The sequence below is a fragment of the Cumulibacter manganitolerans genome (assembly GCF_009602465.1).
Classification (GTDB): Bacteria; Actinomycetota; Actinomycetes; order Mycobacteriales; family Antricoccaceae; genus Cumulibacter; species Cumulibacter manganitolerans.
Genome location: NZ_WBKP01000011.1, coordinates 69,562 through 93,712, shown reverse-complemented (window position 1 = coordinate 93,712; position 24,151 = coordinate 69,562). Strand labels below are relative to the sequence as shown.

Annotated in this window: 25 protein-coding genes; 7 read left to right on the top strand and 18 right to left on the bottom strand. The window is 71.1% G+C overall.

The features are described 5' to 3' along the window. From F8A92_RS06490 to F8A92_RS06480, 3 genes are all read right to left on the bottom strand, one after another. Window positions 1–698: 13E12 repeat family protein (locus F8A92_RS06490; RefSeq protein WP_228389257.1), on the bottom strand; the 698-nt coding region annotated here is incomplete at its 3' end. A 497-nt stretch (window positions 699–1,195) separates the two neighbouring features. Next, on the bottom strand, window positions 1,196–1,549 hold the full coding sequence (locus F8A92_RS06485) for a VOC family protein (protein WP_153504342.1): 354 nt from the start codon (window positions 1,547–1,549) through the stop codon (window positions 1,196–1,198). Window positions 1,550–1,587: 38 nt separating this feature from the next. Then, window positions 1,588–2,193, bottom strand: a complete 606-nt coding sequence (locus tag F8A92_RS06480) for a TFIIB-type zinc ribbon-containing protein (protein ID WP_153504341.1) — start codon at window positions 2,191–2,193, stop codon at window positions 1,588–1,590. Window positions 2,194–2,286: 93 nt separating this feature from the next. Between F8A92_RS06480 and F8A92_RS06475 the strand changes: the two genes are divergently transcribed. Continuing rightward, window positions 2,287–3,288 (top strand): pirin family protein, encoded by a 1,002-nt coding sequence (locus F8A92_RS06475; protein ID WP_153504340.1) that lies wholly within the window; start codon window positions 2,287–2,289, stop codon window positions 3,286–3,288. Here F8A92_RS06475 and F8A92_RS06470 read toward each other — a convergent pair. Beyond that, a complete protein-coding gene (locus tag F8A92_RS06470) occupies window positions 3,285–4,541 on the bottom strand; it encodes a M20 family metallo-hydrolase (protein ID WP_153504339.1) in 1,257 nt (418 codons plus the stop codon). The genes F8A92_RS06475 and F8A92_RS06470 overlap by 4 nt on opposite strands. A gap of 88 nt (window positions 4,542–4,629) precedes the next feature. Here F8A92_RS06470 and F8A92_RS06465 point away from each other — a divergent pair, with 88 nt between their 5' ends. Both F8A92_RS06465 and F8A92_RS06460 read left to right on the top strand, forming a co-directional pair. Next, a complete protein-coding gene (locus tag F8A92_RS06465; protein WP_153504338.1) occupies window positions 4,630–4,830 on the top strand; it encodes a helix-turn-helix domain-containing protein in 201 nt (66 codons plus the stop codon). Then, window positions 4,827–5,288, top strand: a complete 462-nt coding sequence (locus F8A92_RS06460) for a Clp protease N-terminal domain-containing protein (RefSeq protein ID WP_153504349.1) — start codon at window positions 4,827–4,829, stop codon at window positions 5,286–5,288. Before F8A92_RS06465 ends, F8A92_RS06460 begins: the two co-directional genes overlap by 4 nt. Here the strand turns inward: F8A92_RS06460 and trhO are convergent. The 5 genes from trhO to F8A92_RS06435 all read right to left on the bottom strand — a co-directional run bounded on the left by trhO (window position 5,285) and on the right by F8A92_RS06435 (window position 10,424). Further along, window positions 5,285–6,214, bottom strand: coding sequence for an oxygen-dependent tRNA uridine(34) hydroxylase TrhO (trhO, locus tag F8A92_RS06455; RefSeq protein WP_228389256.1), 930 nt, complete (start codon window positions 6,212–6,214; stop codon window positions 5,285–5,287). The genes F8A92_RS06460 and trhO overlap by 4 nt on opposite strands. An 86-nt stretch (window positions 6,215–6,300) precedes the next feature. Next, complete coding sequence (locus F8A92_RS06450) at window positions 6,301–7,362, bottom strand: lipoate--protein ligase family protein (RefSeq protein WP_153504337.1); 1,062 nt, start codon at window positions 7,360–7,362, stop codon at window positions 6,301–6,303. Window positions 7,363–7,372: 10 nt separating this feature from the next. Continuing rightward, on the bottom strand, window positions 7,373–8,008 hold the full coding sequence (locus F8A92_RS06445) for a hypothetical protein (protein WP_153504336.1): 636 nt from the start codon (window positions 8,006–8,008) through the stop codon (window positions 7,373–7,375). A gap of 19 nt (window positions 8,009–8,027) precedes the next feature. Continuing rightward, on the bottom strand, window positions 8,028–8,900 hold the full coding sequence (locus F8A92_RS06440; RefSeq protein WP_153504335.1) for an LLM class F420-dependent oxidoreductase: 873 nt from the start codon (window positions 8,898–8,900) through the stop codon (window positions 8,028–8,030). 90 nt (window positions 8,901–8,990) lie between these two features. After that, complete coding sequence (locus F8A92_RS06435; protein WP_153504334.1) at window positions 8,991–10,424, bottom strand: aldehyde dehydrogenase family protein; 1,434 nt, start codon at window positions 10,422–10,424, stop codon at window positions 8,991–8,993. A 91-nt stretch (window positions 10,425–10,515) separates the two neighbouring features. Between F8A92_RS06435 and F8A92_RS06430 the strand changes: the two genes are divergently transcribed. Further along, entirely contained in the window at window positions 10,516–11,091 is a 576-nt protein-coding gene (locus F8A92_RS06430) for a TIGR03086 family metal-binding protein (RefSeq protein ID WP_323368425.1), read from the top strand. Between the two features lies 1 nt (window position 11,092). Here the strand turns inward: F8A92_RS06430 and F8A92_RS06425 are convergent, their stop codons facing one another. The 3 genes from F8A92_RS06425 to F8A92_RS06415 form a co-directional block, all read right to left on the bottom strand. Then, window positions 11,093–12,265: an acyl-CoA dehydrogenase family protein gene (locus F8A92_RS06425; protein ID WP_228389255.1), complete on the bottom strand. Its 1,173-nt coding sequence runs from the start codon at window positions 12,263–12,265 to the stop codon at window positions 11,093–11,095. 136 nt (window positions 12,266–12,401) lie between these two features. Continuing rightward, window positions 12,402–13,775, bottom strand: a complete 1,374-nt coding sequence (locus F8A92_RS06420; protein ID WP_153504331.1) for an FAD-binding oxidoreductase — start codon at window positions 13,773–13,775, stop codon at window positions 12,402–12,404. Window positions 13,776–13,846: 71 nt separating this feature from the next. Next, window positions 13,847–15,646 (bottom strand): serine/threonine-protein kinase, encoded by a 1,800-nt coding sequence (locus F8A92_RS06415; RefSeq protein ID WP_194291384.1) that lies wholly within the window; start codon window positions 15,644–15,646, stop codon window positions 13,847–13,849. Window positions 15,647–15,683: 37 nt separating this feature from the next. On the opposite strand from F8A92_RS06415, the gene F8A92_RS06410 reads away from it, so the two are divergent. Genes F8A92_RS06410 through F8A92_RS06400 form a run of 3 tightly spaced genes read left to right on the top strand, consistent with a single transcriptional unit; the run spans window position 15,684 to window position 18,633 of the window. Beyond that, window positions 15,684–16,916, top strand: coding sequence for a magnesium transporter (locus tag F8A92_RS06410; RefSeq protein WP_228389254.1), 1,233 nt, complete (start codon window positions 15,684–15,686; stop codon window positions 16,914–16,916). Next, window positions 16,906–17,454, top strand: coding sequence for a DUF1003 domain-containing protein (locus F8A92_RS06405; protein ID WP_228389253.1), 549 nt, complete (start codon window positions 16,906–16,908; stop codon window positions 17,452–17,454). The genes F8A92_RS06410 and F8A92_RS06405 overlap by 11 nt, the downstream gene beginning before the upstream one ends. A gap of 39 nt (window positions 17,455–17,493) precedes the next feature. Next, the gene (locus F8A92_RS06400; protein ID WP_153504328.1) at window positions 17,494–18,633 is read left to right on the top strand and encodes an Mrp/NBP35 family ATP-binding protein; all 1,140 of its coding nucleotides are present in this window, start codon (window positions 17,494–17,496) and stop codon (window positions 18,631–18,633) included. 129 nt (window positions 18,634–18,762) lie between these two features. Here F8A92_RS06400 and F8A92_RS06395 read toward each other — a convergent pair whose 3' ends face one another. From F8A92_RS06395 to sigE, 6 genes are all read right to left on the bottom strand, one after another. Beyond that, a complete protein-coding gene (locus F8A92_RS06395) occupies window positions 18,763–19,104 on the bottom strand; it encodes a sec-independent translocase (protein ID WP_153504327.1) in 342 nt (113 codons plus the stop codon). A 9-nt stretch (window positions 19,105–19,113) separates the two neighbouring features. After that, window positions 19,114–19,992 (bottom strand): HpcH/HpaI aldolase/citrate lyase family protein, encoded by an 879-nt coding sequence (locus F8A92_RS06390; RefSeq protein ID WP_153504326.1) that lies wholly within the window; start codon window positions 19,990–19,992, stop codon window positions 19,114–19,116. A 2-nt stretch (window positions 19,993–19,994) separates the two neighbouring features. Next, the gene (locus tag F8A92_RS06385) at window positions 19,995–21,062 is read right to left on the bottom strand and encodes an HpcH/HpaI aldolase/citrate lyase family protein (RefSeq protein ID WP_153504325.1); all 1,068 of its coding nucleotides are present in this window, start codon (window positions 21,060–21,062) and stop codon (window positions 19,995–19,997) included. Between the two features lie 144 nt (window positions 21,063–21,206). Continuing rightward, the gene (locus F8A92_RS06380; protein ID WP_228389252.1) at window positions 21,207–22,868 is read right to left on the bottom strand and encodes a S1C family serine protease; all 1,662 of its coding nucleotides are present in this window, start codon (window positions 22,866–22,868) and stop codon (window positions 21,207–21,209) included. Between the two features lie 99 nt (window positions 22,869–22,967). After that, the gene (locus F8A92_RS06375; protein WP_153504323.1) at window positions 22,968–23,492 is read right to left on the bottom strand and encodes a zf-HC2 domain-containing protein; all 525 of its coding nucleotides are present in this window, start codon (window positions 23,490–23,492) and stop codon (window positions 22,968–22,970) included. Continuing rightward, window positions 23,489–24,073, bottom strand: a complete 585-nt coding sequence (sigE, locus tag F8A92_RS06370; protein ID WP_153504322.1) for an RNA polymerase sigma factor SigE — start codon at window positions 24,071–24,073, stop codon at window positions 23,489–23,491. Before sigE ends, F8A92_RS06375 begins: the two co-directional genes overlap by 4 nt. Window positions 24,074–24,151 lie beyond the last annotated feature (78 nt).

Below are 24,151 nucleotides of genomic sequence, written 5' to 3'. Positions count from 1 at the left end.
GGCAGCAGCGCGCTGAGATACACCATCGCATCCGGCGCCGGCCGGAGCGTGACGCAGCGATCACGCTCGGCCATCCGAATGCGCCGCACCACCGACTCCGCATCGACCTTCGCGGCCTCCGCGCGGGCGGTCGCCGCCGCGCGTTTCGGGCTCATCCCGCCCAGCCGCTCGCTCAGCTTCTCGTCGACCGTGGCGCGGTCCTCGGGCATCAGGCAGACGGTCTCGCGGGCGACGTTCTGCGCGGCCTGCTCGCCGATCGCGGCACCGGTCAGCAGCGCGAGCGTGCGCGGCAATTCGCGGACCAGGCCCTTGGCGAGGGCGAGGTCGTTCGCGGCCCGCCACGGGGACACGCCGCGGGCGAGGGCGACCTGCTCGGCGATGCCCTTGCCGGCATCGGCCCGCGTCGCGCCCGCCGCGAGAGCGGCACCGCGGAGTGAGGTGTCGAACGCGACCTGCACGTGTGCCTCGACCGCGGCCACCGCGGCGCGTAGCCGCCGCAGATCACCGAGCATGTCGATCAGGCCCGCATCGCTCACGCTGCCCAGTCCCTGGTCGGCTGACTCCGCAGCCGCATCCGCCGTGCCGGCCGCCGCGGCGTCGAGGGCGAGCTGCTGCACCGCCAGCCACGCGCCGCGCACCACCGCCACCGGCGAGGCCACGTCGGCTCCCGGGGCCGTCACGGGCGGGCTGCTGATCATGCCCCGGAATCTACGGACCGGCACCGACAAGATTTCCGCGCCAGAATCCCGCTACAGCAGGGATCTGTGCACAACCGGCCACCTGTGGACGACCACCGCGCGCACCGGCGACATTGTCGGCTTCCGGCGTCTCGGCATCGCTCGCCCCAGGGGGCTCGCTTCGCTCGACGATCAAGAGGGGGCCCGCTCGGCCACGGTGCGCACCGGGGACATTGTCGGCTCCCGGCGTCTCGACATCGCTCGCCCCAGGGGGCTCGCTCGCTCGACGACCAAGGAAAGGGCTCCCTCAAGGTGCCGAATTGTGCAGCGTCTGGGGTGCGGAACCAGGCACCTAGGCCGAGGCCGTCACGGTGCTCGCCCTAGAGGCTCGCTCGCTCGACGACCAAGGAGTGGGGGCGCTCGACCACCAAGACAAGGCTTGTCGGCGACCGTCGGCGCGAGGGCGGCGACCGTGGAGGTGCTTGAGAGACGGGGCGACCCGAAGGACGCTTGGGCTGCTACCTCTGCAGGGGGCTGTAGAAGACCAGGCCGTTGCCCTGGTTGTCGTACACGACGGCGCGGCGCTCGTGCGCGTCGTCGTACGGCGCCTTGATGATCGCGCCGCCGTTCTCCTCGATCGCCTTCGCCGCCGCGTCGACGTCATCGGTCTTGATGCCCGGAACCACGCGGCCGTGAGCGGGGTGGTCCACGGAAGTGGCCAGGGCGAGGGTCACCGACCCGCCGTCGAGCGCCGCGTAGTGCGCGCCGTCGCGAAACTTCAGCGGCATCCCCAGAGTCTCGGTATAGAAGCGAATCGACTCATCGAGGTCGTCGGTGCTGAGTACCACCATGCGTACGTCGAAGCTGGGCATCGCCTTCTCCTTGGCTCACGTCGGCCGGGCTGTCCGGTCTAGTCGAACATCTCCATCATCTCGCCGAAGAAGCCCTTCTTGCGCCGGGGCTTGCCGTAGCGCGGGTCGTAGCCGCGATCGCTGTCATGCCGCCGCCCGTAGCGCGGGTCGTAGCCGCGATCGCTGTCATGCCGCCGCCCGTAGCGCGGATCGAACCCACGGTCGCTGTCGTGCTTGCCCCCGAAACGCGGGTCGTAGCCGCGGTCGCTGTCGTGCTTGCCCCCGAGACGTGGGTCGAACCCACGGTCGCTGTCGTGCTTGCCCCCGAAACGCGGGTCGTAGCCGCGATCGCTGTCATGCCGCCGCCCATAGCGCGGATCAAACCCGCGGTCGCTGTGATGGCGGCGCGCCGATCGGGAGTCGAAGCCGGCATCGGAGACGGCCTGGGGCCCACGCGGCGCGCCGTGCTGTTCCGCCGAGGGATGCCGCTCGGGCAGCGGCTGCGCCGACTGCGGGTCGTAGTAGTTCGCCTCGGCCTGGGCGAGGCGCTCGAGCTCCCCACGGTCGAGGAACAGCCCACCGCATTCGGTGCACTGGTCGACGATGACGCCGTTGCGTTCGTACTGCCGCATCGGGTTGGCACACTTCGGGCATAGCAGGTTCACGTCCGCCAAATTACCCTGAGGACGCCGTCCTCGCCGGAGCGTCGGCGTCTGCGGAGCGGTAGCGTGGTAGTCCCGACGGCGACGGGAGAGACGATGACCCAGGCACCCGACACCGAATCCGGCCAGGGCACCCGAGTGCAGGTGCTGCGTGGTCGCGACGTTCCGCTGGGCGGCATCCGCTCCCTGAACGTGAGCCGCACGCTGCCGCACCGCGACCGCTCGTTCATCGGCGCCTGGTGCTTCGTCGACCACTACGGCCCGACCCGGGTCATCGACGCCGACCGTGACGGCATGGACGTGCCCCCGCACCCGCACACCGGCCTGCAGACGGTGTCCTGGCTGTTCTCCGGCGAGATCGAGCATCGCGACTCCGCCGGCGTGCACGCCATGGTCCGTCCCGGCGAGATGAACCTGATGACCAGCGGCCACGGCATCGCGCACAGCGAGGTGTCGACGCCCGACACCAGCATCCTGCACGGCGTCCAGCTGTGGGTCGCGCTCCCCGAGGCGGACCGCGACACGGTCCGCGACTTCCAGCACTACGTCCCCGACCCGCAGCTCCTCGACGGGGGCACCGTGCTGGTGTTCATCGGCGAGCTGCCCGGCCTGCAGGGCTCACCCATCCACACCTCCACTCCCCTGCTCGGCGCCGAGCTGCGGCTGGCCGCCGGCTCGACGGTCGAGCTGCCGATCGACCCCTCGTTCGAGCACGCCGTCCTGGTCGACACCGGCGAGGTGAGCCTCGACGGCCACCCGCTGGTCCGCGGAGACCTCGGGTGCGTGGACGCCGGACCGTCGCAGCTCACGCTCGAGGTCGGCGACGTCGGCGCGCGGCTGATCCTGCTCGGCGGGGAGGCGTTCGAGGAGTCCATCGTGATGTGGTGGAACTTCATCGGCCGCACGCACGAGGAGATCGTCGCGGCGCGCGAGCAGTACGAGGCGGGCGCCGACCGCTTCGGGCAGGTCGCCGGCTACACCGGCCCCGTCGCGCGCATCCCGGCGCCACCGATCCCCCACGTGCGGCTGCGGCCGCGCAGCCGGCACGGCCGCGCGGCCCGCACCGAGACCACGACAGCCGCACCGGCGGCGAGCTAGCCCAGCGCCCCGTCGCAGAGCCGCCGCACGGTCTCAGTCAGCATCCGCAGCCCGTCGATCATGTCCTCGTCGTGGGTCAGCTCGCCCTCGTTGTGGCTGACGCCGTCAACGCTGGGCACGAACAGGAACACCGTCGGGACGACGTCCTTCATGTTGGTCGAGTCGTGCCCGGCGAGCGTCATCGTGCGGCCACGTTTCAGCCCGAGGTCGTCGGCGACCTGCTCGGCGAGCGCAACGCCCGCCTCCGTGTACGGCTGCACGCCCCAACGGTGGCTCGTCGCCTGCCGCACCTCCACGTTCGCCTTCCGTTCCACCTCGGCGATCCGGGCATGGAGCATGACGTCCGCACCGGCCAGGACGTCGGCGTCCGGCGAGCGCAGATCGAGCAGCACCGTCACCTCGCTCGCGATCACCACCGGCGAATTGGGGTAGATCAGCATCTGCCCGACCGACGTCTGCAGCGGACCGTGCTCGAACGCCTCGGCGATCTCCCGCGCGGCCACGACGAGCATCGACGCACCCAGCAGCGCGTCGCAGCGATCGGGCATCAGCGTCGCGCCGGTGTGGCCCTGCTCCCCGTGCACGGTCAGCTCGTACTTGTTCGCGCCCCAGGTCGCCTCGACGACGCCGATCGTCAGGCCGTCCTTCTCCAGGCCCTTGCCCTGCTCGACGTGGATCTCGGCGTACGCCGCGACGTCGGGCCGCGGGGCGTTGCCGCGCTGGCCGATCAGCTCGAGCGCGTCGTAGACGGTGACCCCGTCGACGTCGGTCATCTCCAACGTGGCCGCCAGGTCGAGCTTGCCGGTGAAGACGCCGCTGCCCATCATCGACGGCTTGAACCGCGAGCCCTCCTCGTTGAACCAATTGACCACGGCGAGGTTGTACGTCGGCGTCGTCCCGTCGGATCTCCACTGCGCCGCCAGCCTGGCCGCCGTGTGCGCCGCAGCCAGGACGCCGTACGCCCCGTCGTACTTGCCGGCCGTCGGCTGCGAGTCCATGTGCGAGCCGACCATGACGTACGGCGCACCCGGGCGCAGCTCGATCAGGCCGAATTGATTGCCGATCTCGTCGTACTGCACGCGGGCGCCGAACCGCTCGAGCAGCTCGGCCATCCAAGCCCGCTGCTCGGCGTCGGCGGCGGTCGCCGCCTGCCGGTCGACGCCGCCGTTCCCGGTGGCGCCGAACGCGCTCATGGCCGCGAAGTCGGCGAGGAAGTCGGCGTCCGTCGGACCGAGGGTCTGTGAGTCATCCATCGATCGATGCTCGCACACGACGGGTGCCGCCGGGAGGGATTCGTCAATCGCGGTTGACAAAGGACCGCTTGTCAACGACAGTTGACGCATGAGGACGGTGACGGAGACGAGCACGCCGGATCCGGCGCTCGGCTTTCGGTCGGTCGTCGAGATGCGCAAGCTCGCCGACCGGCTCGAGCGCGAGCACGTGGCGACGGCCCGGGCGGCCGGCTGGTCGTGGGAGCAGATCGGCGACGCGCTGGGCGTCAGCAAGCAGGCGGTCCACAAGAAGCACGGAGGAAAACGATGATCACCCGACGCGACGGGTGCGTCCGCACGATCTGCGCCACTGCGGCGGTCGAGGCGCGCCTCCGGCACGACCCGCTCGTCGGTACCGAGCATCTGCTCGTGGCACTGCTGCACGACCCGCTGCTCGCGGAGAGCTACGTGGACGGCAGGTCACCGCGGCACGCCCGCGAGGCGCTCGGGCGGCTGGACACCGCCGCGCTGCGCTCGGCGGGAATCGACGCACCCGACCTGCCGGGCGGCCCGCCCATCGCGCCGAACCCGGGCGGCGACCTCAGTGCCGGGGCCAAGGACGCGCTCGCACGCGCGCACCGCATCGGACGTGCCGCGCCGCCCCGCCGGACGGCGCCGGAGGACCTGCTGCGCGCGTTGGTCCTCGAGCCACGACCCAACCGGGTCGCGGAGGTGCTGCGCGAGATGGGCATCGACCCGGCCGACGTGCTGAGCCGGCTGGCGGCCTAGACCGTCGCGCTGGGTGCCGCGGCTCGGCGATGCGCGACGCACCGCGGCGACTCCGCCTGGCAGTCGCGGCAGATCACCTCGCGGACGGAGCAGCCGTCCGCCGTGCAGTCGAGCAGCTCCTTGGTCCGGCCAGCGCAGGCCGCGCAGCGGCCGATGACCTTCGTGTGGTCGCTGTAGTCGATCGTCATGCGGTCGTCGAAGACGAGCAACGAGCCGTCCCACAACCCGTCGTCGCCGTATTTCTCGGCGTACCGCACGATCCCGCCGTCGATCTGGTAGACCTCCTCGAACCCGCGCCGCCGCATCACCGCCGACAGCACCTCGCAGCGCACGCCGCCGGTGCAGTAGGCGATCACCGGTCGGGTCTTCAGATCGTCGTACTTGCCGGACTCCAGCTCGGCGACGAAGTCCTTGGTCGTCTTGATCTGCGGTACGACGGCCCCGCGGAACCGGCCGATCTCGGCCTCGATCGAGTTGCGGCCGTCGAAGAACACCACCTCGTCGCCGCGCTCGGCGACGAGGTCGTGCACCTGCTCAGGGCTGAGGTGGACGCCTCCGCCGACCACGCCGTTCTCGTCGACGGAGATCTCGTCGGGCACCCCGAACGTCACGATCTCGTCGCGCACCTTCACCGACAGGCGCGGGAAGTCGTCGCCGGTGCCGTCACTCCACTTGACGTCGATTCCTTTGAAGGCCGGATACTCCTTCGTGCGGCGGACGTACCGCTTCACGTCGGCCATCGGTCCACCGACCGTGCCGTTGATGCCGTGCGGCGAGATGATGATGCGTCCGGTGAGCCCGTAGCGCTCGCAGAGCTCGCGCTGCCACAGTCGGATCGCTTCGGGATCGGCGATCGGGGTGAACCGGTAGAACAGCACGATCTTCGGCATGACGGCGCGGCCGTCCTTCGACTTGCTGGGTATCACTGCACCAGGGTAGATGCCGCCCACCCCTCGGTGAGCCGGCCCCGCCGCTCGGCGCCAGGACGCGCGCCGGGCGGGTACGCCGGGGGCTACGGGACGCGCGCCGTCCACTCCGGGTTGCTGAACTTCTCTGCGGCCAGCTGCTCGGCGCGGGCGAGCTCGCCCTCGCTCAGCGCACCGTCGACCGTGTCGTACCGCTCCCGGAAGTGCGACTTAAGCGCCTCGATGATCTCCTCACGCGGCAGGCCCGTCTGGCTGCGCAGCGGGTCGACGCGCTTCTTGGCCGACTTCGTGCCCTTGTCGCTGAGCTTCTCGCGGCCGATGCGCAGCACCCGCGTCATCTTGTCGGCGTCCATGTCGTAGGACATCGTCACGTGGTGCAGCACCCCGCCGTTGGCCAGCCGCTTCTGCGCCGCACCGCCGATCTTGCCCAGCGGCGAGGTGATGTCGTTGAGCGGCTTGTACGACGCGTCGATGCCGACCGAGCGCAGGCCGCCGAGCACCCAGTCGTCGAGGAACGCGTACGACTGCTCGAAGCTGAGCCCCTCGACCAGCGACGCGGGGACGTACAGCGAGTAGGTGACCGCGTTGCCCGGCTCGACGAACATCGCGCCGCCGCCGGAGATCCGGCGCACGACGGTGACGCCCTCGGCGTCCGCCTGCTCCTGGTCGACCTCGTTGCGCAGCGACTGGAACGACCCGATGATGATGGCCCGCGACGACCACTCCCAGATGCGCAGTGTCGGGGGCCGCAGGCCCGCACCGACGTCCGTCGTGAGCACCTCGTCGAGCGCGAGGTGCATCGCCGGAGGCATCGGATCGGGGTGCACGATCTCGAAGGTGTGGTCGGCCCAGCCGGTCGCGAACCCGAGGGCCCGGCGTACGGCGACCGCGATCGCGTCGGTGCTGAACCCGACCAGATGCGCGCCGCGTACCGCGTTGTCCAGCCGCGCGGTCATGGTGGTCACGCTGGTGCTCTCCGGCAGCCCGACCAGGGCGGCGTTCAGCCGCAGCAGCGCGTCGTCGGGCTCCAGGAAGAAGTCGCCGTTGATGTGCAGCGCGACGATCGTGCCGTCCTCGACGGTGACGTCCGCGGCGAGGAGCTTGCCGCCGGCGACCTTGTATTCACCGCGGCGTACCTCTGAGGTCATGCCGTCAACCTTATGCGTCCCCGTCGTCGCCGGCGCGCGGCAGCGGCGCCGCGCCCTCGTCCAGGTCGGGACACGAGATGGGGAAGCCGGCGGCGAGCGCTGCGCGCGCGAGGGGCGGCGTCAGCACGCGGACGGCGGTGGTGTCCACGTTCGCCAGATCCGTCGCCACGTAACCGCCCGACGGCGACCAGGTGTACGCGGTGCCGCGCCACAGCAGACAGGTCGCCCCGTCGACCAGGACGAACGTTCCGTGCGGCAGGCTCTGCAGCCGCTGGAGCTCTGGTGCACCGGTGCGCTGCCGGTGCAGCACGTCGTCGAGCAGCCGCACCGGTGCGCCGGCCGAGAACCCGGCGGCGGCCTTGAACGCGGCGAGCCGACGATGCTGGCATTCACCACACGGCCGGTGGCCGGCTGCGAGCGCGTGCGCTTCGTCGACGAAGAAGAGCTCGGTATAGCGGCGGCCCGGCTGCCGGAACACGCGGGCGCGATCGTTGAACTCCAGCCGGCAGTAGATCCATGCCCGGCTCGCCCATTGCCGCCGGTCCGGGTCGCTCGACAGCGGTCCGCCCCGGTTGCCCATCCACCGACCGCGGTACGCCGCCGCGGTTAGCTGTCCGGTCGGCAGCACCCTGTTGCGTTCGGTCATCGCTGCACTCGGCCGACGGTCAGTCGTGAAGCTGCTCGGCGAGGACGGCGTACTCGTCGAGGATCGGCAGGATGACGTCGGCCGTCGCCCCCTCGACGTCGGTGAACCGTTTCGCCGGCGGCAGCGCCAGCGCCACCCGGTCGGCGCCGAGCTCGCGGTAGTGCTCGAGGCGCCCGCGATCCGGGAACACGCCGAAGAGGTTGATGCTCAGCTCCGCGGGGTCGCGGCCGGCCTCCGCAGCCGCGTCACGCATCGCCGCGATGTCGTCCTTCAGGCCCTTCCCGCCGATCGGGAGCCAGCCGTCGGCGTACTCGGCGAGATGCTTGAAGAACACCGGCCCGGCACCGCCGCCGAGCAGGACCGGCGGGTGCGGGCGGCGCGCCGGCTTGGGCCACTGGTAGCTCGGTGAGAACGACACGTGCGTGCCGTCGAACGAGGCCAGCTCGTTCTCCCACAGCTCGATCATCGCGAGCATCTTCTCGCGGAAGACGGTCCGGCGCCGCCGCGGGTCGACGCCGTGGTGCGACATCTCGTCCTCGTTCCAGCCGAAGCCGGCACCGAGCACGAACCGGCCGCCCGAGAGGTGATCCAGTGTCGCGATGGCCTTGGCGAGGGCGATGGGATCGTGCTGGTTCACCAGCAGGACGCCGGTGCCGAGCTCGATGCGCTCGGTGACGGCCGCGGCCATCGACAGCGCGACGAGCGGGTCGAGGAAGCGGTAGTACTCGTCCTTCAGCGGCTCACCGCCCGGATACGGGGTCTGGCGGCTGGCCGGGATGTGGGTGTGCTCGGGCAGGAAGAGCGAGCGCAGGCCGCGTTCCTCGACGGCGACGGCAAGCTCGGCCGGCGGCATCGTCCGGTCGGTGGCCAGGGCCATGACTCCTAGTCGCATCGGCTCGCTCCCTGCGCTCGGGTGGTTGGATGCAATGTAACGCCCGAGGGCCCGACACCGTGCGGTGTCGGGCCCTCGGGGAGGTCGGTACTACTTGCCGGCCGGGCTGGCTCCCATGACGGCCTTGATCTCGAGGAAGTCGGCGAACGCGTGCTCGCCCCACTCGCGACCGTTGCCGGACTGCTTGTAGCCGCCGAACGGGGCACCGGGATCCGGCGCCGCGTTGTTCACCGCGATCTGGCCGGCACGCAGCCGCGACGCGATCTTCATCGCAGCCTCGTGATCCGCGCCGGCCACGTAGCCCGCGAGGCCGTACGGCGTGTCGTTGCCCATCTCGACGGCCTGGTCGACGTCGTCGTAGCCGATGACGGTGAGCACCGGGCCGAAGATCTCCTCGCGCGCGATCGTCATGTCGTTGGTCGCGTTCGTGAAGACCGTCGGCTTGACGAAGTAGCCCTTGTCGAGGCCCTCGGGCTTGCCCTCGCCGCCCGCGGCGACGGTCGCGCCCTCGTCGATGCCCTTCTTGATCAGGTCCTGGATCTTCTTGAACTGGACGTCGGAGACGACCGGGCCCATCTTCGCGCCGGACTCCGGTGCGCCGGGCTGGAACTTCTCGACGGTCGCCTTGGCGATCTCCTCGACCTCGCCCATCCGCGCCTTGGGCACGAACATGCGGGTCGGGGCGTTGCACGACTGGCCGGAGTTCTGCATGACCCCGCCGATCCCGGCGGCCACGTTCTTGGCGAACGCGTCGTCGTCCAGGATGATGTTCGGGCTCTTGCCGCCGAGCTCCTGCTGCACGCGCTTGACCGTCGGGGCGGCGTTCTTGGCCACCTCGATGCCCGCGCGGGTGGAGCCGGTGAACGACACCATGTCGACGTCCGGGTGGCTGGACAGCGCGCTGCCGACGCCGGCACCGTCACCGTTCACCAGGTTGAAGACGCCCTTGGGGACGCCGGCCGCCTCCAGGACCTCGGCGAAGATGTACGCCGAGAACGGCGCGACCTCGGACGGCTTGAGCACCATGGTGCAGCCGGTGGCGAGCGCCGGGGCCACCTTGCAGGTGATCTGGTTCAGCGGCCAGTTCCACGGGGTGATCATCGCGCAGACGCCGATCGGCTCCTTGACGATGCGCGTGGTGCCCTTGTCCTCCTCGAACTTGAAGTCCTTGAGCACCTGGAGGGCGGTCTGCAGGTGGGCGACGCCCATCGCGGCCTGCGCCTTCTGGGCGAGGAAGGTGGGTGCGCCCATCTCCTCGGTCACGGCGGCGGCGAGGTCGTCGTACCGCTTCTTGTACTCCTCGATGATTCGCTCGAAGACGGCGATGCGCTCTTCGCGGGTGCTCTGCCCCCAGGTCTTGAAGGCCTCCTTCGCAGCGGCGACGGCCTTGTCGACGTCCTTCTCGGTGCCGAGGGAGATCTCGCCGGCGACCTCTTCGGTCGACGGGTTGATCACGTCGAGCTTCTTGGCCTCGGCGGGCTCGACCCATTCGCCGTTGATGAAGAACTTGGTGTACTCACGCATGCTTCATGCCTCTTTTCGGTATTGAACAGTGCGAGCTCGTGCCCGCGGCGCGATCGGCTCAGTGCTTGACGCACGTGTCAAATAGCCGTCTATCGCCAGACTAGACGTCGCGGGAGGTTCGCGCAGCGCTCCGTCCCGTCGTTCGCGCTGGGCGATCTTCCCGCCGCGGGCCCGGTGCTCCGTCGGCGGTACAGAAATCAGCCGTGACCAGGCATGCTGGCTGGAGAACTTCGCGGCCGGCTTCGCAAGCGAGGACGGCACCTGCCCGAGCGCCGACGTCCGCGACGTGCGCGTCGCGCCGGACGAGGCCGCCGGCCGGATCCAGGACGCGGCCGCCACGCTGGGCGGCGCGGTGGCCGCCGGCGCCACCGAACGCAACCTGGTGATCAGCGACCAGGGCAGGATGCCCGGCGACATGGCGCTGTCGATGATCCTGGGCGAGTACCTGATCCACGGCTGGGACCTCGCGCGGGCAACCGGCCAGGCCTGGGACCCGGACGAGGACACGATCAGAACCGCGCACGCGTTCCTCGCCGGGATGGTGACGCCGGAGTACCGCGGTCCCGGCGGCATGTTCGGGCCGGAGGTCGACGTCCCGGCCGACGCGCCCGCGCTCGAGAAGCTGGTCGGGTTCGCCGGCCGGGATCCGAAGTGGGCGCCGGCCTGAGCTAGGACTTGTTCTTGTAGTCGCGCATCAGGCCGCGGCTGATGATCTGCTTCTGGATCTCGCTGGTGCCCTCGCCGATGAGCAGGAACGGCGCCTCGCGCATCAGCCGCTCGATCTCGGCCTCCTTGGAGTAGCCGTAGCCGCCGTGGATCTTGAACGAGTCGGTCGTGACGCGGGCGGCGGCCTCGGAGGCCACCATCTTGGCCATGCCGGCCTCGATGTCGTTGCGGGTGCCGGCGTCCTTGAGCCGCGCCGCGTTGACCATCATGGCGTGCGCGACCTCGACGTCGGTGGCCATCTCGGCCAGCTTGAAGGCGATCGCCTGGTGCTGGAAGATCGGCTTGCCGAAGGTCTCGCGCTCCTGGGCGTACTTGATCGCCAGCTCGAACGCGCGGATCGCGACGCCGCAGCCGCGAGCTGCGACGTTGACGCGGCCGACCTCGATGCCGTCCATCATCTTGTAGAAGCCCTGGCCGATGCCTTCCTCGCCGCCGAGCACGGTGGACGTCGGGACCTTGTGGTTCTCGAGAATCATCTCGGTGGTCTCGACGCCCTTGTAGCCCATCTTGTCGATCTTGCCGGGGATGGTCAGCCCGCCGGTGGTCGTGAAGCCGGGGTCCTTCTCCAGCAGGAAGGTGCTCATGTTCTTGTAGACCGAGTCACTGCCGGTGTCGGTCTTGACCAGCGTCGCGACGACCGAGGAGTAGGCGCCGTTGGTCAGCCACATCTTCTGGCCGTTGATCGTCCACTCGTCGCCGTCCCGGACCGCCTTGGTGGTGATCGCCGAGACGTCGGAGCCGCACCCGGGCTCGGACATCGAGAAGGCGCCGCGGACGTCGCCGGTCGCCATCTTCGGCAGGTAGTGGTCCTTCTGCTCCTGCGTGCCGTGCTGCTTGATGAGGTACGCGACGATGAAGTGCGTGTTGATGATGCCCGAGACGCTCATCCAGCCGCGGGCGAGCTCCTCGACGCACAGCACGTAGGTGAGCAGGGACTCGCCCAGGCCGCCGTACTCCTCGGGGATCATCAGGCCAAACAGGCCCATCTCCTTCATGCCCTCGAGGATCTGCTCGGGGTACTCGTCCTTGTGCTCGAGCTCCTGGGCTGCCGGGATGATCTCCTTGTCCACGAACTGCCGGACGGTGCTGACGATCTCCTGCTGGATGTCGGTCAAGCCAGGGGTCTGGGCCAAGCGAGCCATGCGCTGCCTCCGCGGTGAGGATGGAATCGAATCGAATTCGGTTCCGTAGAAAATACCGCGCGCGGCGGGCGGCCGCGCCGCCAGGGAGTCGTGAGAACCTGCACAGTCCTCAGGTGAAGATCTTGCCGGGGTTGAGGATGCCGTGCGGGTCGAGAGCCGCCTTCACCGCGCGGTGCATCGCGATCACCTCCGGGCCAAGCTCCTTGGCCAGGCCGGCCATCTTCAGCAGCCCGACGCCGTGCTCGCCGGTGACCGTCCCGCCGAGCTCGATGGCCGCGTCGATGATGTCGTCGAATGCCGCGAGCGCGCGCTTCTGCAGGTCCTCCCCGGCGTCCGGCGGCATCGGCATGCACGGGTGCAGGTTGCCGTCGCCGGCGTGCGCGAGCGTCGCGATGTACACGTCGTGCTCGGCGGAGATCTCCTCCAGCCGGCGGATCATCGCGGGCACCTTCGCCTTGGGCACGCAGACGTCCTCGGTGATCACCGGCCCGTGCCGCTCGAGCGCGAAGTAGGCAAGCCGGCGGGCCGCGAACAGCGCGTCGACCTCCTCCTGGTCACCGGCGATCGCGCTGAAGCCCGCCCCGGCGTCGTCGAACACCCGCTGCATCGCGGCCGCCTCGCGCTGGCCGGACTCCCCCGGGACGTCGGTGTTCGCCAGCAGCATGTAGTTGCCCTCGGCCGAGACGCCGAGGTTCTTCCAGTCGTCGACCGCCTTCAAGGTGGCGGCATCGAGCAGCTCGAGGACCGACGGGACGATGCCGGCGCGCGCCACGCCGGTGATCGCGTCGGCGGCCTGGCCGAGCGTGTCGAACTGGGCCGCGACGGTGATCTCCGGCAGCCGCGCCGGCAGCAGCCGGAGGGTCACCTCCGTGACGATGCCGAGGGTGCCCTCGGAGCCGACCAGCAGCGCGGTCAGGTCGTAGCCGGCGACGCCCTTGGCCGTCCGCCGGCCGAGGCGGACGATCTCGCCGAGGCCGTTCACGACCTCCATGCCGAGCACGTACTCGCGGGTCACGCCGTACTTCACACAGCACAGCCCGCCGGCATTCGTCGCGACGTTGCCGCCGATGGTCGACCAGGCGGCGCTGGCCGGATCCGGCGGGTACCACAGCCCGTGCTCGGCGACCGCGGCACGCAGATCGTTGTTGACGACCCCGGGCTGGACGACGGCGATCCGTTCGACGGGGTCGATGGCCAGCACGCGATCGAGCCGGTCGAGGGACAGGACGACGCAGCCGTCGGTCGCGTTCGCGCCGCCGGAGAGCCCGGTGCCGGCGCCGCGCGCGACGACCGGGGTCCCGGTCGCGATGCAGGCGCGGACGACCGCCTGCACGTCGGCCGTGCCGCGGGCTCGGACGACGCAGGCCGGCTTCCCGACGCGCGCCCACGCGCCGTGGTCCTGGGCGTAGGTCGCGAGGACGTCGGGATCGTCGATGACGATCTCGGCGGGCAGGGACTCTCGAAGCTGGGACACGACCGGCATCGGTCCTGTCTATGCGGCCGCCGGGCCGCGGTCAAGCCGCCGGGCGGCGAGCCGGGGCGGCCGTGCGGCGCTCAGGCGGTCGCGAGGTCCAGGAAGCGGGCGACGACCGCGTCCATCATCTCCTCGCCGAGGTCGTTCCGGCTGCCCTGCATGACGACGTACTCCAGCGACGTGCCGGCCGACATGGCCAGCACCGTGACGTACCGGGTGCCCTCCTGCTTGGTCTTGCCGCTCGAGCTGCCGGTGCTGTCCGCGGCCTTCTGCAGCGGCACCTCGATCTGGCGGGCCTGGAAGTGCGCCCCGTCGGGCAGGTCGGGCTGGTAGCCGGGCACGCTGATCTTCGCCTGCGAGCTGTACAGCGGCTGCTCCTGCCCCACCGAGATGCCGAGGGTGCTGACCTCGTCGAGGCAGGTGTCGAACTGGGGGCTGGCGAACGCGGTCACGTAGCGCTGCGCGGTGCTCGCCGACGTGGTCACGACCGCCAGCGACCGGGCGTAGCGGTACTTCGTGGCGGTGTCCTGCTCGGTGTCGACGTCCGTGGCGCTGCTGTCGACGTACTGCGCGGACGCCTTCGAGGAGACGACCTCCGTCCCCGGGTCGAGGCCCAGGCAGGTCATCAGCGAGGACGGCGAGGCGAGGTCGGCGTCCTCGCTCGACGTCGGCAGCGTGCCGAACACGCTGCCGAGCAGGTTCAGGTCCTCGGTCGCCTGCCAGTCGCCGGGTCCGTAGTCGCCGGAGCCGATCAGCAGCTCGCTCGCCGCCTTGGGGTTGGTCGGCGTGCGTGAGTCGGTGAGCTGCGTGGCGATCCACACGCCGGCCACCGCGAGCAGCAGGACCACCACGCCCACCGCGATCCACACCCGCGTCCGGCGCTTGCTGCCGGGTGCGGGCCGAGCACCCGTGCCGGGGCCGGCCCCGGCCAGTGCGGCGGTGCCGCCGCCGGGCGCGCGGCCGACGACCCGCGTGCGGTCCTCGCCCAGGCCGGCCGCGACGGCGTACCCGGGAGACGCGCCGGTGCCGCCCGCGATGATCATCGGGGTCTGCGCCAGGCCGAGAGCGCCCTGCGCCTGCTGCAGGTGACGGCCCAGCTCACCGGCGCTCATCGGCCGCCGCCCCGGCGTCTTGTCCATCGCCCGCTCCAGCTCGGCGGCGACCTGCGGCGGGACGCCGATCGGGCGCAGGTCCGGGGGCGGGTCCTGCAGCACCCGCAGCAGCACGGCGGCGACGTTCTCGTCGCTGTCGCGGCTGAACGGCCCGTGCCCGAGCAGCGCCGCCATCAGGGTGGTGGCCAGCGAGTACACGTCCGAGCGGACCGTGGCGCGCTCGCCGATGAGCACCTCGGGCGCCGCGTAGCCCGGGGTGGCGACGACGTCCCCGGTCTTGGTCAGGTTCGCGTCGGCGAGCCGGGCCTGGCCGAAGTCGGCGAGCTGCGGGACGTCGTAGGCGTCGAACAGGATGTTGCCCGGCTTGATGTCGCGGTGCAGCAGTCCCGCGTCGTGGGCGGTCTGCAGCGCGCCGCACATCCGCACGCCGAGGTCCAGGACGGCGGGCACGCTCATCGGCCCCTGCCGGTCCAGCCGCTCGGCGAGCGAGCCGTGCTCGCAGAACAGCATGACGAGGTACGGCACACCGTCGGCGGTGGTGTCGGCGCTGTACACCGGCACGATGTTGGGGTGCCCGGACACCGCACCCAGGGCGCGGCCCTCGCGGGCGAAGCGAGCCGCGGCCGCGTCGTCCAGCCGCGCGGTCAGCAGCTTGACGGCGACGACGCGGTGCAGCCGGCCCTGCGTCGCGCGGTACACCACGCCGTTCCCGCCCTGCCCGACCTGCACGAAGTCGGTCAGTCCGGGGATCTCGGGGGCGCGCTGCATGGGTGACATTGTGCCTTGTCGGTAACCTGGCACCGTGATGACTGCCTCCCGCGTGTATCTGACCCGGCTCGCGGGCCTCACGGTCCTCGACCCGGACGGGGACGTCGTCGGCAAGGTGCGCGACGTCGTGCTCACGCAGCGCTCGGACGGGTCGCCGGCGCGGGTCATCGGCCTCGTTGTGGAGATCACCCGAGGGCGGCAGTCGTTCGTGCCGATCAGCCAGATGGTCACCGCCGACAACAGCTCGCTGCGGCTGTCGACCGGCACGGTGAGCATGCGCAAGTTCGAGCTGCGCCCGCACGAGGTGCTCGCGATCGCGCAGCTGCTCGATCGGCAGGTCGTGGTGCGCGACAGCGGCGCGCACGTGTGGCTGGTCGACGTGGCGATGGAGCAGAACCGCACCCGCGACTGGCTGGTCACGAAGGTCGCCGTCCGCGAGCGGTCGCACCGGCTCAGCCGCGGCCACGTCCGCCAGCTCGACTGGCACGAGGTGTCCGGCGTGATGACCCGCTACGGCAAGCAGGACACCGCGACCCTGCTCGAGGAGCTCGAGGACCAGCGCGCCGCCGACGTCGCCGCGCGCATCCGCGACCTGCCCGACGAGCGGCGCCAGGAGGTCGCCGAGGCGCTGGACGACGACCGGCTGGCCGACGTCCTGGAGGAGCTGCCGGACGACGACCAGCGCGAGATCCTGGGCCGGCTCGACGACGAGCGGGCCGCCGACGTCCTGTCGGAGATGGACCCCGACGACGCGGCGGACCTGCTCGGCGAGCTGCCGGCCGGTGAACGCGAGCGGCTGCTGGGCCTGATGGAGCCGGACGAGGCCACGCCGGTGCGCCAGCTGCTGTCGTACGGCGACGACACGGCCGGCGGCGTGATGACCTCCGAGCCGGTGATCCTGCCGCCGGACACCACGATCGCCGAGGCGCTGGCGCGGGTGCGTCGCCAGGAGCTCAGCCCGGCGCTGGCCTCCCAGGTGTACGTCACGCGGCCGCCGTCCACCGCGCCGACCGGGCACTTCCTCGGCGTCGTGCACATCCAGCGGCTGCTGCGCGAGGCGCCCTTCGAGCAGGTCGGCTCGATCACCGACGACAACCTCGACCCGCTGGCGCCCGACACCGACCTGCAGGAGATCACGCGGTACTTCGCCACCTACAACCTGGTGGCGGCGCCCGTCGTCGACGAGGCCGGCCGGCTGGTCGGCGCGGTGACCGTCGACGACCTGCTCGACCACCTGCTGCCCGAGGACTGGCGCGAGCATGATGGCTGAGCGTCCGGGCCGGCGCCCCGACCTGTCCGACCCGGGCGGCACGTCCGGCGGCGTGCGGATCCGGGTGGACGCCGAGAGCGTGGGGCGCAGCGCCGAGAGCATCGCCCGGTTCTTCGGCACCACCCGGTACCTGGTGATCCAGACGGTCATCGTGATCGTGTGGATCATCCTGAACGTCGCGGTCGTCAGCATGCGGTGGGACCCGTACCCGTTCATCCTGCTGAACCTGGCGTTCTCGACGCAGGCGGCGTACGCCGCCCCGCTGATCCTGCTGGCGCAGAACCGGCAGGAGGCCCGCGACAAGGTCTCCCTGGAGGACGACCGGTCCCGGGCGGTGGCCGCGAAGGCCGACACCGAGTTCATCGCCCGCGAGCTCGCCTCGCTGCGGCTGGCGATGGGCGAGGTCGCCACTCGTGACTTCGTGCGCTCGGAGCTGCAGCGGATGCTCGCGGACAGCACGCCCGACGAGACCCCGAAGAAGGGCAAGGGCGCGAAGAAGAAGTCCACCGACGGCAGCCTCCGGAGCGGCCCGACGTAGCATGGGATGTTCGCTCATCCGCTACCGCAGAGGCTGTTCATGACTTCCGTAGTCGACCGCGCCGCCGTCGATGCCGCGCTCGCCACCGTCAACGACCCGGAGATCCGGCGTCCGATCACCGATATCGGCATGGTCAAGGACGTTGCCATCACCGACGACGGCCGCGTCGACGTCGGTATCTACCTGACCGTCGCGGGCTGCCCGATGCGCGACACGATCACCGGCGATGTCACCAAGGCGGTCGCCGCGGTGCCCGGCGTGACCGATGTGTCGATCGACTTCGACGTGATGAACGACGAGCAGCGCGCCGAGCTGCGCAAGCAGCTGCGCGGCGGCCAGCCCGAGGCGGTCATCCCGTTCGCGCAGCCGGGCTCGCTGACCCGGGTGTACGCCGTGGCCTCGGGCAAGGGCGGCGTGGGCAAGTCGAGCGTCACCGTCAACCTCGCCGTCGCGATGGCGCAGCAGGGGCTGCGGGTGGGCGTCGTGGACGCCGACATCTACGGCCACTCGGTGCCGCGCATGCTGGGCGTGACGACGCAGCCCACCCAGGTCGACAACATGATCATGCCGCCGCAGGCCAACGGCGTCACCGTCATCTCGGTGGGCATGTTCACCCCCGGCAACGCGCCCGTCGTGTGGCGCGGGCCGATGCTGCACCGCGCGCTGCAGCAGTTCCTCGCCGACGTCTACTGGGGCGACCTCGACGTCCTGCTGCTCGACCTTCCGCCGGGCACCGGCGACGTCGCGATCTCGATCGCCCAGCTGCTCCCGAGCAGCGAGCTGATCATCGTCACGACCCCGCAGGTCGCCGCCCGCGAGGTCGCCGAGCGGGCCGGCGCGATCGCCGGCCAGACCCATCAGCAGATCGTCGGCGTCATCGAGAACATGTCCGCGTTCCCCTGCCCGCACTGCGGCGACCCGATCGAGCTGTTCGGGTCCGGCGGCGGTCAGGCGGTCGCCGACTCGCTCACCCAGACGACCGGCACCCGGGTGCCGCTGCTGGGCCAGGTGCCGCTCGACGTCCGGCTGCGCGAGGGCGGCGACGACGGCAAGCCGCTGGTGCTCTCCGACCCGACCTCGGGCGCCGGCCAGGCGCTGCACGACATCGCCACCAGGCTGGCCACCCGCCAGCGCGGTCTCGCGGGCATGTCACTGGGCATCTCGCCGGTCCGCCGGTAGCGCCACCCACGAACGACGAAGCGGGCTTCGTCGGCGAGAGCGGGGAAACTTCCCCGCTTCCGTCGTCGAAGCCCGCTTTCGGTGTCGCGCTGAGGTCGGTGCCAGTGCTGAGGTGGGCCGTCGTGCGGCTCAGGTCGCCTCGGAGTCGAACCGCGCCGGGCCGGTCGGCTCCGGTGCCTGCACGGCGGGCGTCGCGGCCACCCGCCGCGGAGCGGGAGCCTCGGCCTCGTCGTCGTCCCACAGGTGCTTGCGCACGAACGCCTTGGGGTTGAGGATGTCGCGGTCGAAGTCGGGCATGGAGTCGCCGAACTCGTCCTTGAGCTGCTTCTTCGCGCCGCTGACCTGCTTCTTCAGGCCGCGCAGCGCCTCACCCGCCTGCTTCGCGGCGCCGGGCAGCCGCTCGGGCCCGAAGATGAACAGGGCCACGATGATCAGGACGGCGATCTCCGGCCACCCGAGTGAGCTGAACACCCTGCCAGCCTACGCCTGCAGCCCCGCGATGGCCGCGTTGATGTCGAGCACCCGGCGGGCGTTGTCGACGTGCAGGTTCTCGATCATCCGGCCGTTGACGGTGGCGACGCCCTTGCCGGCGGCGAGCGTCTCGTCCCAGACGCGGACGATCTCCTCGGCCTCGGCGACCTCCTGCTGCGACGGCGCGAACACCGCGTTGCACGGCTCGACCTGGCTGGGGTGGATCAGCGTCTTGCCGTCGAAGCCGAGCTGCTGGCCCTGCCGGCACTCGGCCGCGAAGCCGTCGGCGTCCTTCACGTCGTTGTACACGCCGTCCAGGATGACCTTGCCCGCCGCGCGCGCGGCGAGCAGGCACAGGCCCAGGCCGGTGAGCAGCGGCGCGCGCCCGGGGACGTGCGCGGCGTGCAGCTCCTTGGCCAGGTCGTTGGTGCCCATCACGAGCACGGCGAGCCGGTCGGACGCCGTGGCGATCCCGAGGCAGGACAGCATCGCCGCCGGCGTCTCGACCATCGCCCACAGCTTGGTCTTCTCCGGTGCGCCGGCCGCCTCGAGCGCCGCGACGAGCCGGCGTACCTCGTCGGCCGAGCCGACCTTGGGCACGACGATCCCGTCGGGGCCGGCGGCCGCGGCCGCCGCCAGGTCGGCGTCGTGCCACTGCGTGTCCATGCCGTTGATCCGGATGGTGAGCTCGCGGTTGCCGTACTCGCCGCTGGTGACGGCGGCGCAGGCCGCGTCGCGCGCGGCCTCCTTGGCATCCGGTGCCACGGCGTCCTCGAGGTCGAAGATGATCGCGTCGGCCGGGAGCGCCTTCGCCTTCTCCAGCGCGCGGGCGTTGGCCGAGGGCATGTACAGCACCGAACGGCGGGGGCGGTAGATCTGCTCGGGCATGGCTACTTGTCCTCTCCGGCGGTGGCGTACTTCGCGGCGAGCTCCGGATCCAGCGCGGCGAGCTGCTCGGCCAGCTTCACGATCACCTGGCACTGCTTGAGGGAGGCGTCGTCCTCCATCTTGCCGTCGAGCATGACCGCTCCGGTGCCGTCGCCCATGGCGGCGACCACGCGTCGGGCGTGCGCGACGTCCTCGACCGTCGGGCTGAACACCTTCTTGGCGATCTCGATCTGCACCGGGTGCAGCGACCAGGCGCCGACGCAGCCCAGCAGGAAGGCGTTGCGGAACTGGTCCTCGCAGGCGACGGTGTCCTTGATGTCACCGAACGGCCCGTAGTACGGGAAGATCCCGTTCATCGCGCAGGCGTCGACCATGCGGGCGATGGTGTAGTGCCACAGGTCCTGCTGGTAGATGGTGCGGTCGCCGTCGATGTTGCCGTCGACCGGGTCCTGGCGCACCAGGTAGCCCGGGTGCCCGCCGCCGACCCGCGTCGTCTTCATGCGGCGGTCGGCCGCCAGGTCGGCCGGGCCGAGCGAGAGCCCCTGCATGCGCGGGCTCGCGGCGCAGATCTCCTCGACGTTGGCCATGCCGCGGGCCGTCTCGAGGATCGCGTGCACCAGCAGCGGCTTCTTCAGGCCGGCCTTCGCCTCGAGCTGGGCGAGCAGCCGGTCGACGAAGTGGATGTCCTCGGCGCCCTCGACCTTGGGGATCATGACGACGTCGAGCTTGTCGCCGATCTCCGCGACCAGGGTCGTGATGTCGTCGTGGAACCACGGGGAGTCCAGGCTGTTGAGCCGGGTCCACAGCTGGGTGTTCTCACCGAAGTCGACGCTCTTGCCGATCTTCACCAGGCCCATCCGCGCGGCTTCCTTGTTGTCGGCCTTCACGGCGTCCTCGAGGTTGCCCAGCAGGACGTCGACGGTGCCGACCATCGCCGGGATCTTCGCGGCCATCTTCTCGTTGCTCGGGTCGAAGAAGTGGACGGCGCGCGACGGTCGCGCCGGCACCTCGCGGATCGGCTGCGGGGCCCCGACGGCGAGGGGCTTGAAGAAGTCTTTGGCACTGCGCATGAAGCGTGTCCTCCCAGTGACGGATTCCGCGGTGCGGGGGCGCTGATCACCGCCGCAGATGGCTTCCTGCGAATCTAACAGCGGCCCGCGCCGGGCCTGGCCGCAGGCGCCGGTGAGGTTGGTCCCAGCGGTCGGCCGGGCGGCTCAGGCGCTGCCGAGGGTGACCTCGACCGTCTTCTCCGACCCGCCCGAGATCACCTTCAGCGTGACCTTCTCGCCCGGCTTGTGGGTGTACGCGACGGCGTTGACGTCCTCGACGGAGCCGACCCGGACGCCGGCCGCCTCGATGATCACGTCCTTCTCCTTGATGCCCGCCTTGGCCGCCGGCGAGCCGGCGTCCGCACGCACGACGAGGACGCCGTCGGTGGTCCCGTCGGACACCGACTGGGCGTTGATCCCGAGGCTGCCGTGCTGCGGCTTCTCCCCCTTGATCAACGCGTCGGCGACGCTCATCGCGTAGTCGACCGGGATGGCGAAGCCCAGGCCGATGCTGCCGGCCTGGCCCGAGCCGCTGGAGAAGCTGGCGATCGCGCTGTTGATCCCGATCAGCGCGCCCTGCGAGTCGACGAGGGCGCCGCCGGAGTTGCCGGGGTTGATCGACGCGTCGGTCTGCACGGCCAGCACGTAGGCGTCGCTGTCGGCGCCCTCGCCCGACAGGTGCATGGGGCGGTCGAGCGCCGAGACGATGCCCGAGGTGACCGTGCCGGCCAGCCCCAGCGGCGAGCCGAAGGCGACGACCTCGTCTCCGACGTGGACGTTCTGGGACTTGCCGATGTCGACCGGCACGAGGCCGGGCTTGTCGACCTTGATGACGGCGAGGTCGGCCTTGGGGTCGCGCCCGACGATCGTGGCCGGGCTGATGCTGCCGTCGACGAAGTACACGCTGATCTTCGCCTGCCCGGACTGGTCGGTCGCGGCCATCGAGATCACGTGGTTGTTGGTGAGGATGTAGCCGTCCGCCTCGACCACGACCCCCGAGCCGGTGCCGCCGCTGTTGCCGACCCGCACCTCGATGGACACGACGCTCGGCGAGACCTTGTTCGCGATCTCGCCGACGGTGCTGGGCTTCTTGGAGTTGTCGACGTCGTTGTACTGCGGCTGCGCCTTGGTCAGGACGGTCTGCGACGCGGCCTTGCCGAGGAAGTAGCCGGCCATCCCCCCGGCGACGCCGAGCAGCAGGGCGACGACGGCGAGGGTCGCGGCGATGCGCACCGGGACGTCGCCGAGCCGGATCCGCCGGCGCCGCTTCTTGTCGAGCTCGACCGCGCCGTCGGCGGCGGGGTCGTGCCCGTCGGCCAGCGGCGGTGCCGGCGCGAGCGCCGCGTCGGCCGCGGGGTCGCGCCACGGGTCGCGCGGCGCCTCCTCCCACCAGGTCCGCGCGGGCAGCTCACCGCCCTGGTACGGCGTGGCGCCCGGCGCACGCTGCAGGTCGGTCGCGCTGCCGGCCGGCCGGCCGAACGCCCGCTGGTACGGCACCGGCGGCTCGGCCTGGGTGTAGCGGCGGTCCTGGAACGGCGGCCGCTGGGCCCAGAAGCCACCGGTCGTGCCCGGGGGGCGACCGAACGCCTGCGCGACCGCCGGCGGCGGGGTGGGCGCCGGACGTGGCTGGGGAGGCGTGCCGGGACGACGCACGAAACCCCCGGAGGTGCCGTCGGGTCGCCCGAATGCCTGCTGCTCGCCGGGCGACGGCGGGGCGGGCTGCGGCGCGGGCATCCGCGGTGCCGGTCGGTCATCGCGCGCGAAGCCGTCGGGTACGCCGACCGGTCGCGCGTACGGCGCGTGGTCCTCCGCGGGGAGCCGGCTCACGCCATCGTCAGGGCGTGACGAGTCCGAGGCCTCGTCGGGGCGCGGGCCGTCGTTCGACATCAATCACAGTCCTTTTCGGCGGGTCGATCAGGGATGACCCTAGCGGGCCAGCGGTGCCTGGGCCTGATCCGTGTGCCGGGGTAGGACGTTGCCGACCTGCATCTGGTGCCCTCGCGCACCCGCATGCCCGGACTGCTGGGCGCCGATCGGGGTGGCCACGACGCTCACGAGCGCGACGGCGGCGGCGCCGCTGCGAAAGCTGCGCCCCTTGCGCCCGGCGAAGGTGGTTCGCGTCGTCTCCTGGGAATCGGCGGGAGCCGCGACGCGGAACTGGAAGCGGCCCGCCTCGTCGGCGTACAGCCCGACCTCGTCGAGCGAGCCCGGCCCGAGGTCTGCCGAGAACGGGATCTGCCCGAGCCGGCTCAGCAGCGTGCTGGGCACCGGAACCTCGCCGTTGTCCTGGCGCAGGGACTCCTTGGCCTGCTGCTGGACGCCGACGGCGTAGGCGCACTCGAAGCAGCTCTGGACGTGCCGGGCGGCCCGTCCGCGAGCCGGGTCGGTCAGCTCACCGTCGACGTAGGCCGAGATCGCCTCCGTCGACAGGTGGGTCTCCGAATGCTTCACTCCGCCCCTCCTGCTCGGACCGCGTCCGGCGAGCGATGCGCCAGGGCCTCCCGCAGCTGCAGGCGGCCGCGGTGGATGCGGCTGCGCACCGTGCCGAGCTTGATTCCCAAGGTCGTAGCGATCTCCTCGTACGACAGACCTTCGATGTCACACAGTACGACGGCCGCCCGAAAGTCCGGTGGGAGATCGGCCAGCGCGGCCTGCACGTCGGCGTCGATGTTGTTGTGGTCGAACGTCGACACCGGGTCGGCGTGCGTGCCGGGCAACCGCTCGGCCTCGTCGGACAGGTTGTCGAAGCGGATCCGCTGGCGGCGCCGCGCCATGTCCAGGAACAGGTTGGTGGTGATGCGGTGCATCCACCCCTCGAAGGTGCCGGGCTGGTAGCTCGCCAGCGACCGGAACACCCGGATGAACGTCTCCTGGGTGAGGTCCTCGGCGTCCTGCTGGTTTCCCGACAGCCGGTAGGCGAGGCGGTACACGCGAGCGGAGTGCTCGCGCACGATCTGGTCCCACGACGGTGCTACCCACTCCCCTTCGGCGGCGCTGTGCGCGACGGGGGCCGGTGCGGTCGGCTGGGTCATGAGGGTGCTTGCTCCTTGCGGACGGCGGCTGGTGGCCTCAATTGTGCCGCACCAGACGTACCAGCGCCGTCAAAGCAT

Coding starts and splice junctions, on each gene's coding strand:
- F8A92_RS06485 (WP_153504342.1), bottom strand. CDS start 1,549: ATGCCCAGCTTCGACGTACGCATGGTGGTACTCAGCACCGACGACCTC.
- F8A92_RS06410 (WP_228389254.1), top strand. CDS start 15,684: ATGACTGCCTCCCGCGTGTATCTGACCCGGCTCGCGGGCCTCACGGTC.
- F8A92_RS06415 (WP_194291384.1), bottom strand. CDS start 15,646: ATGCAGCGCGCCCCCGAGATCCCCGGACTGACCGACTTCGTGCAGGTC.
- F8A92_RS06475 (WP_153504340.1), top strand. CDS start 2,287: ATGACCCAGGCACCCGACACCGAATCCGGCCAGGGCACCCGAGTGCAG.
- F8A92_RS06435 (WP_153504334.1), bottom strand. CDS start 10,424: ATGCGTGAGTACACCAAGTTCTTCATCAACGGCGAATGGGTCGAGCCC.
- F8A92_RS06400 (WP_153504328.1), top strand. CDS start 17,494: ATGACTTCCGTAGTCGACCGCGCCGCCGTCGATGCCGCGCTCGCCACC.
- F8A92_RS06460 (WP_153504349.1), top strand. CDS start 4,827: ATGATCACCCGACGCGACGGGTGCGTCCGCACGATCTGCGCCACTGCG.
- F8A92_RS06390 (WP_153504326.1), bottom strand. CDS start 19,992: ATGCCCGAGCAGATCTACCGCCCCCGCCGTTCGGTGCTGTACATGCCC.
- F8A92_RS06470 (WP_153504339.1), bottom strand. CDS start 4,541: ATGGATGACTCACAGACCCTCGGTCCGACGGACGCCGACTTCCTCGCC.
- F8A92_RS06385 (WP_153504325.1), bottom strand. CDS start 21,062: ATGCGCAGTGCCAAAGACTTCTTCAAGCCCCTCGCCGTCGGGGCCCCG.
- sigE (WP_153504322.1), bottom strand. CDS start 24,073: ATGACCCAGCCGACCGCACCGGCCCCCGTCGCGCACAGCGCCGCCGAA.
- F8A92_RS06445 (WP_153504336.1), bottom strand. CDS start 8,008: ATGACCGAACGCAACAGGGTGCTGCCGACCGGACAGCTAACCGCGGCG.
- F8A92_RS06405 (WP_228389253.1), top strand. CDS start 16,906: ATGATGGCTGAGCGTCCGGGCCGGCGCCCCGACCTGTCCGACCCGGGC.
- F8A92_RS06440 (WP_153504335.1), bottom strand. CDS start 8,900: ATGCGACTAGGAGTCATGGCCCTGGCCACCGACCGGACGATGCCGCCG.
- F8A92_RS06450 (WP_153504337.1), bottom strand. CDS start 7,362: ATGACCTCAGAGGTACGCCGCGGTGAATACAAGGTCGCCGGCGGCAAG.
- F8A92_RS06420 (WP_153504331.1), bottom strand. CDS start 13,775: ATGCCGGTCGTGTCCCAGCTTCGAGAGTCCCTGCCCGCCGAGATCGTC.
- F8A92_RS06465 (WP_153504338.1), top strand. CDS start 4,630: ATGAGGACGGTGACGGAGACGAGCACGCCGGATCCGGCGCTCGGCTTT.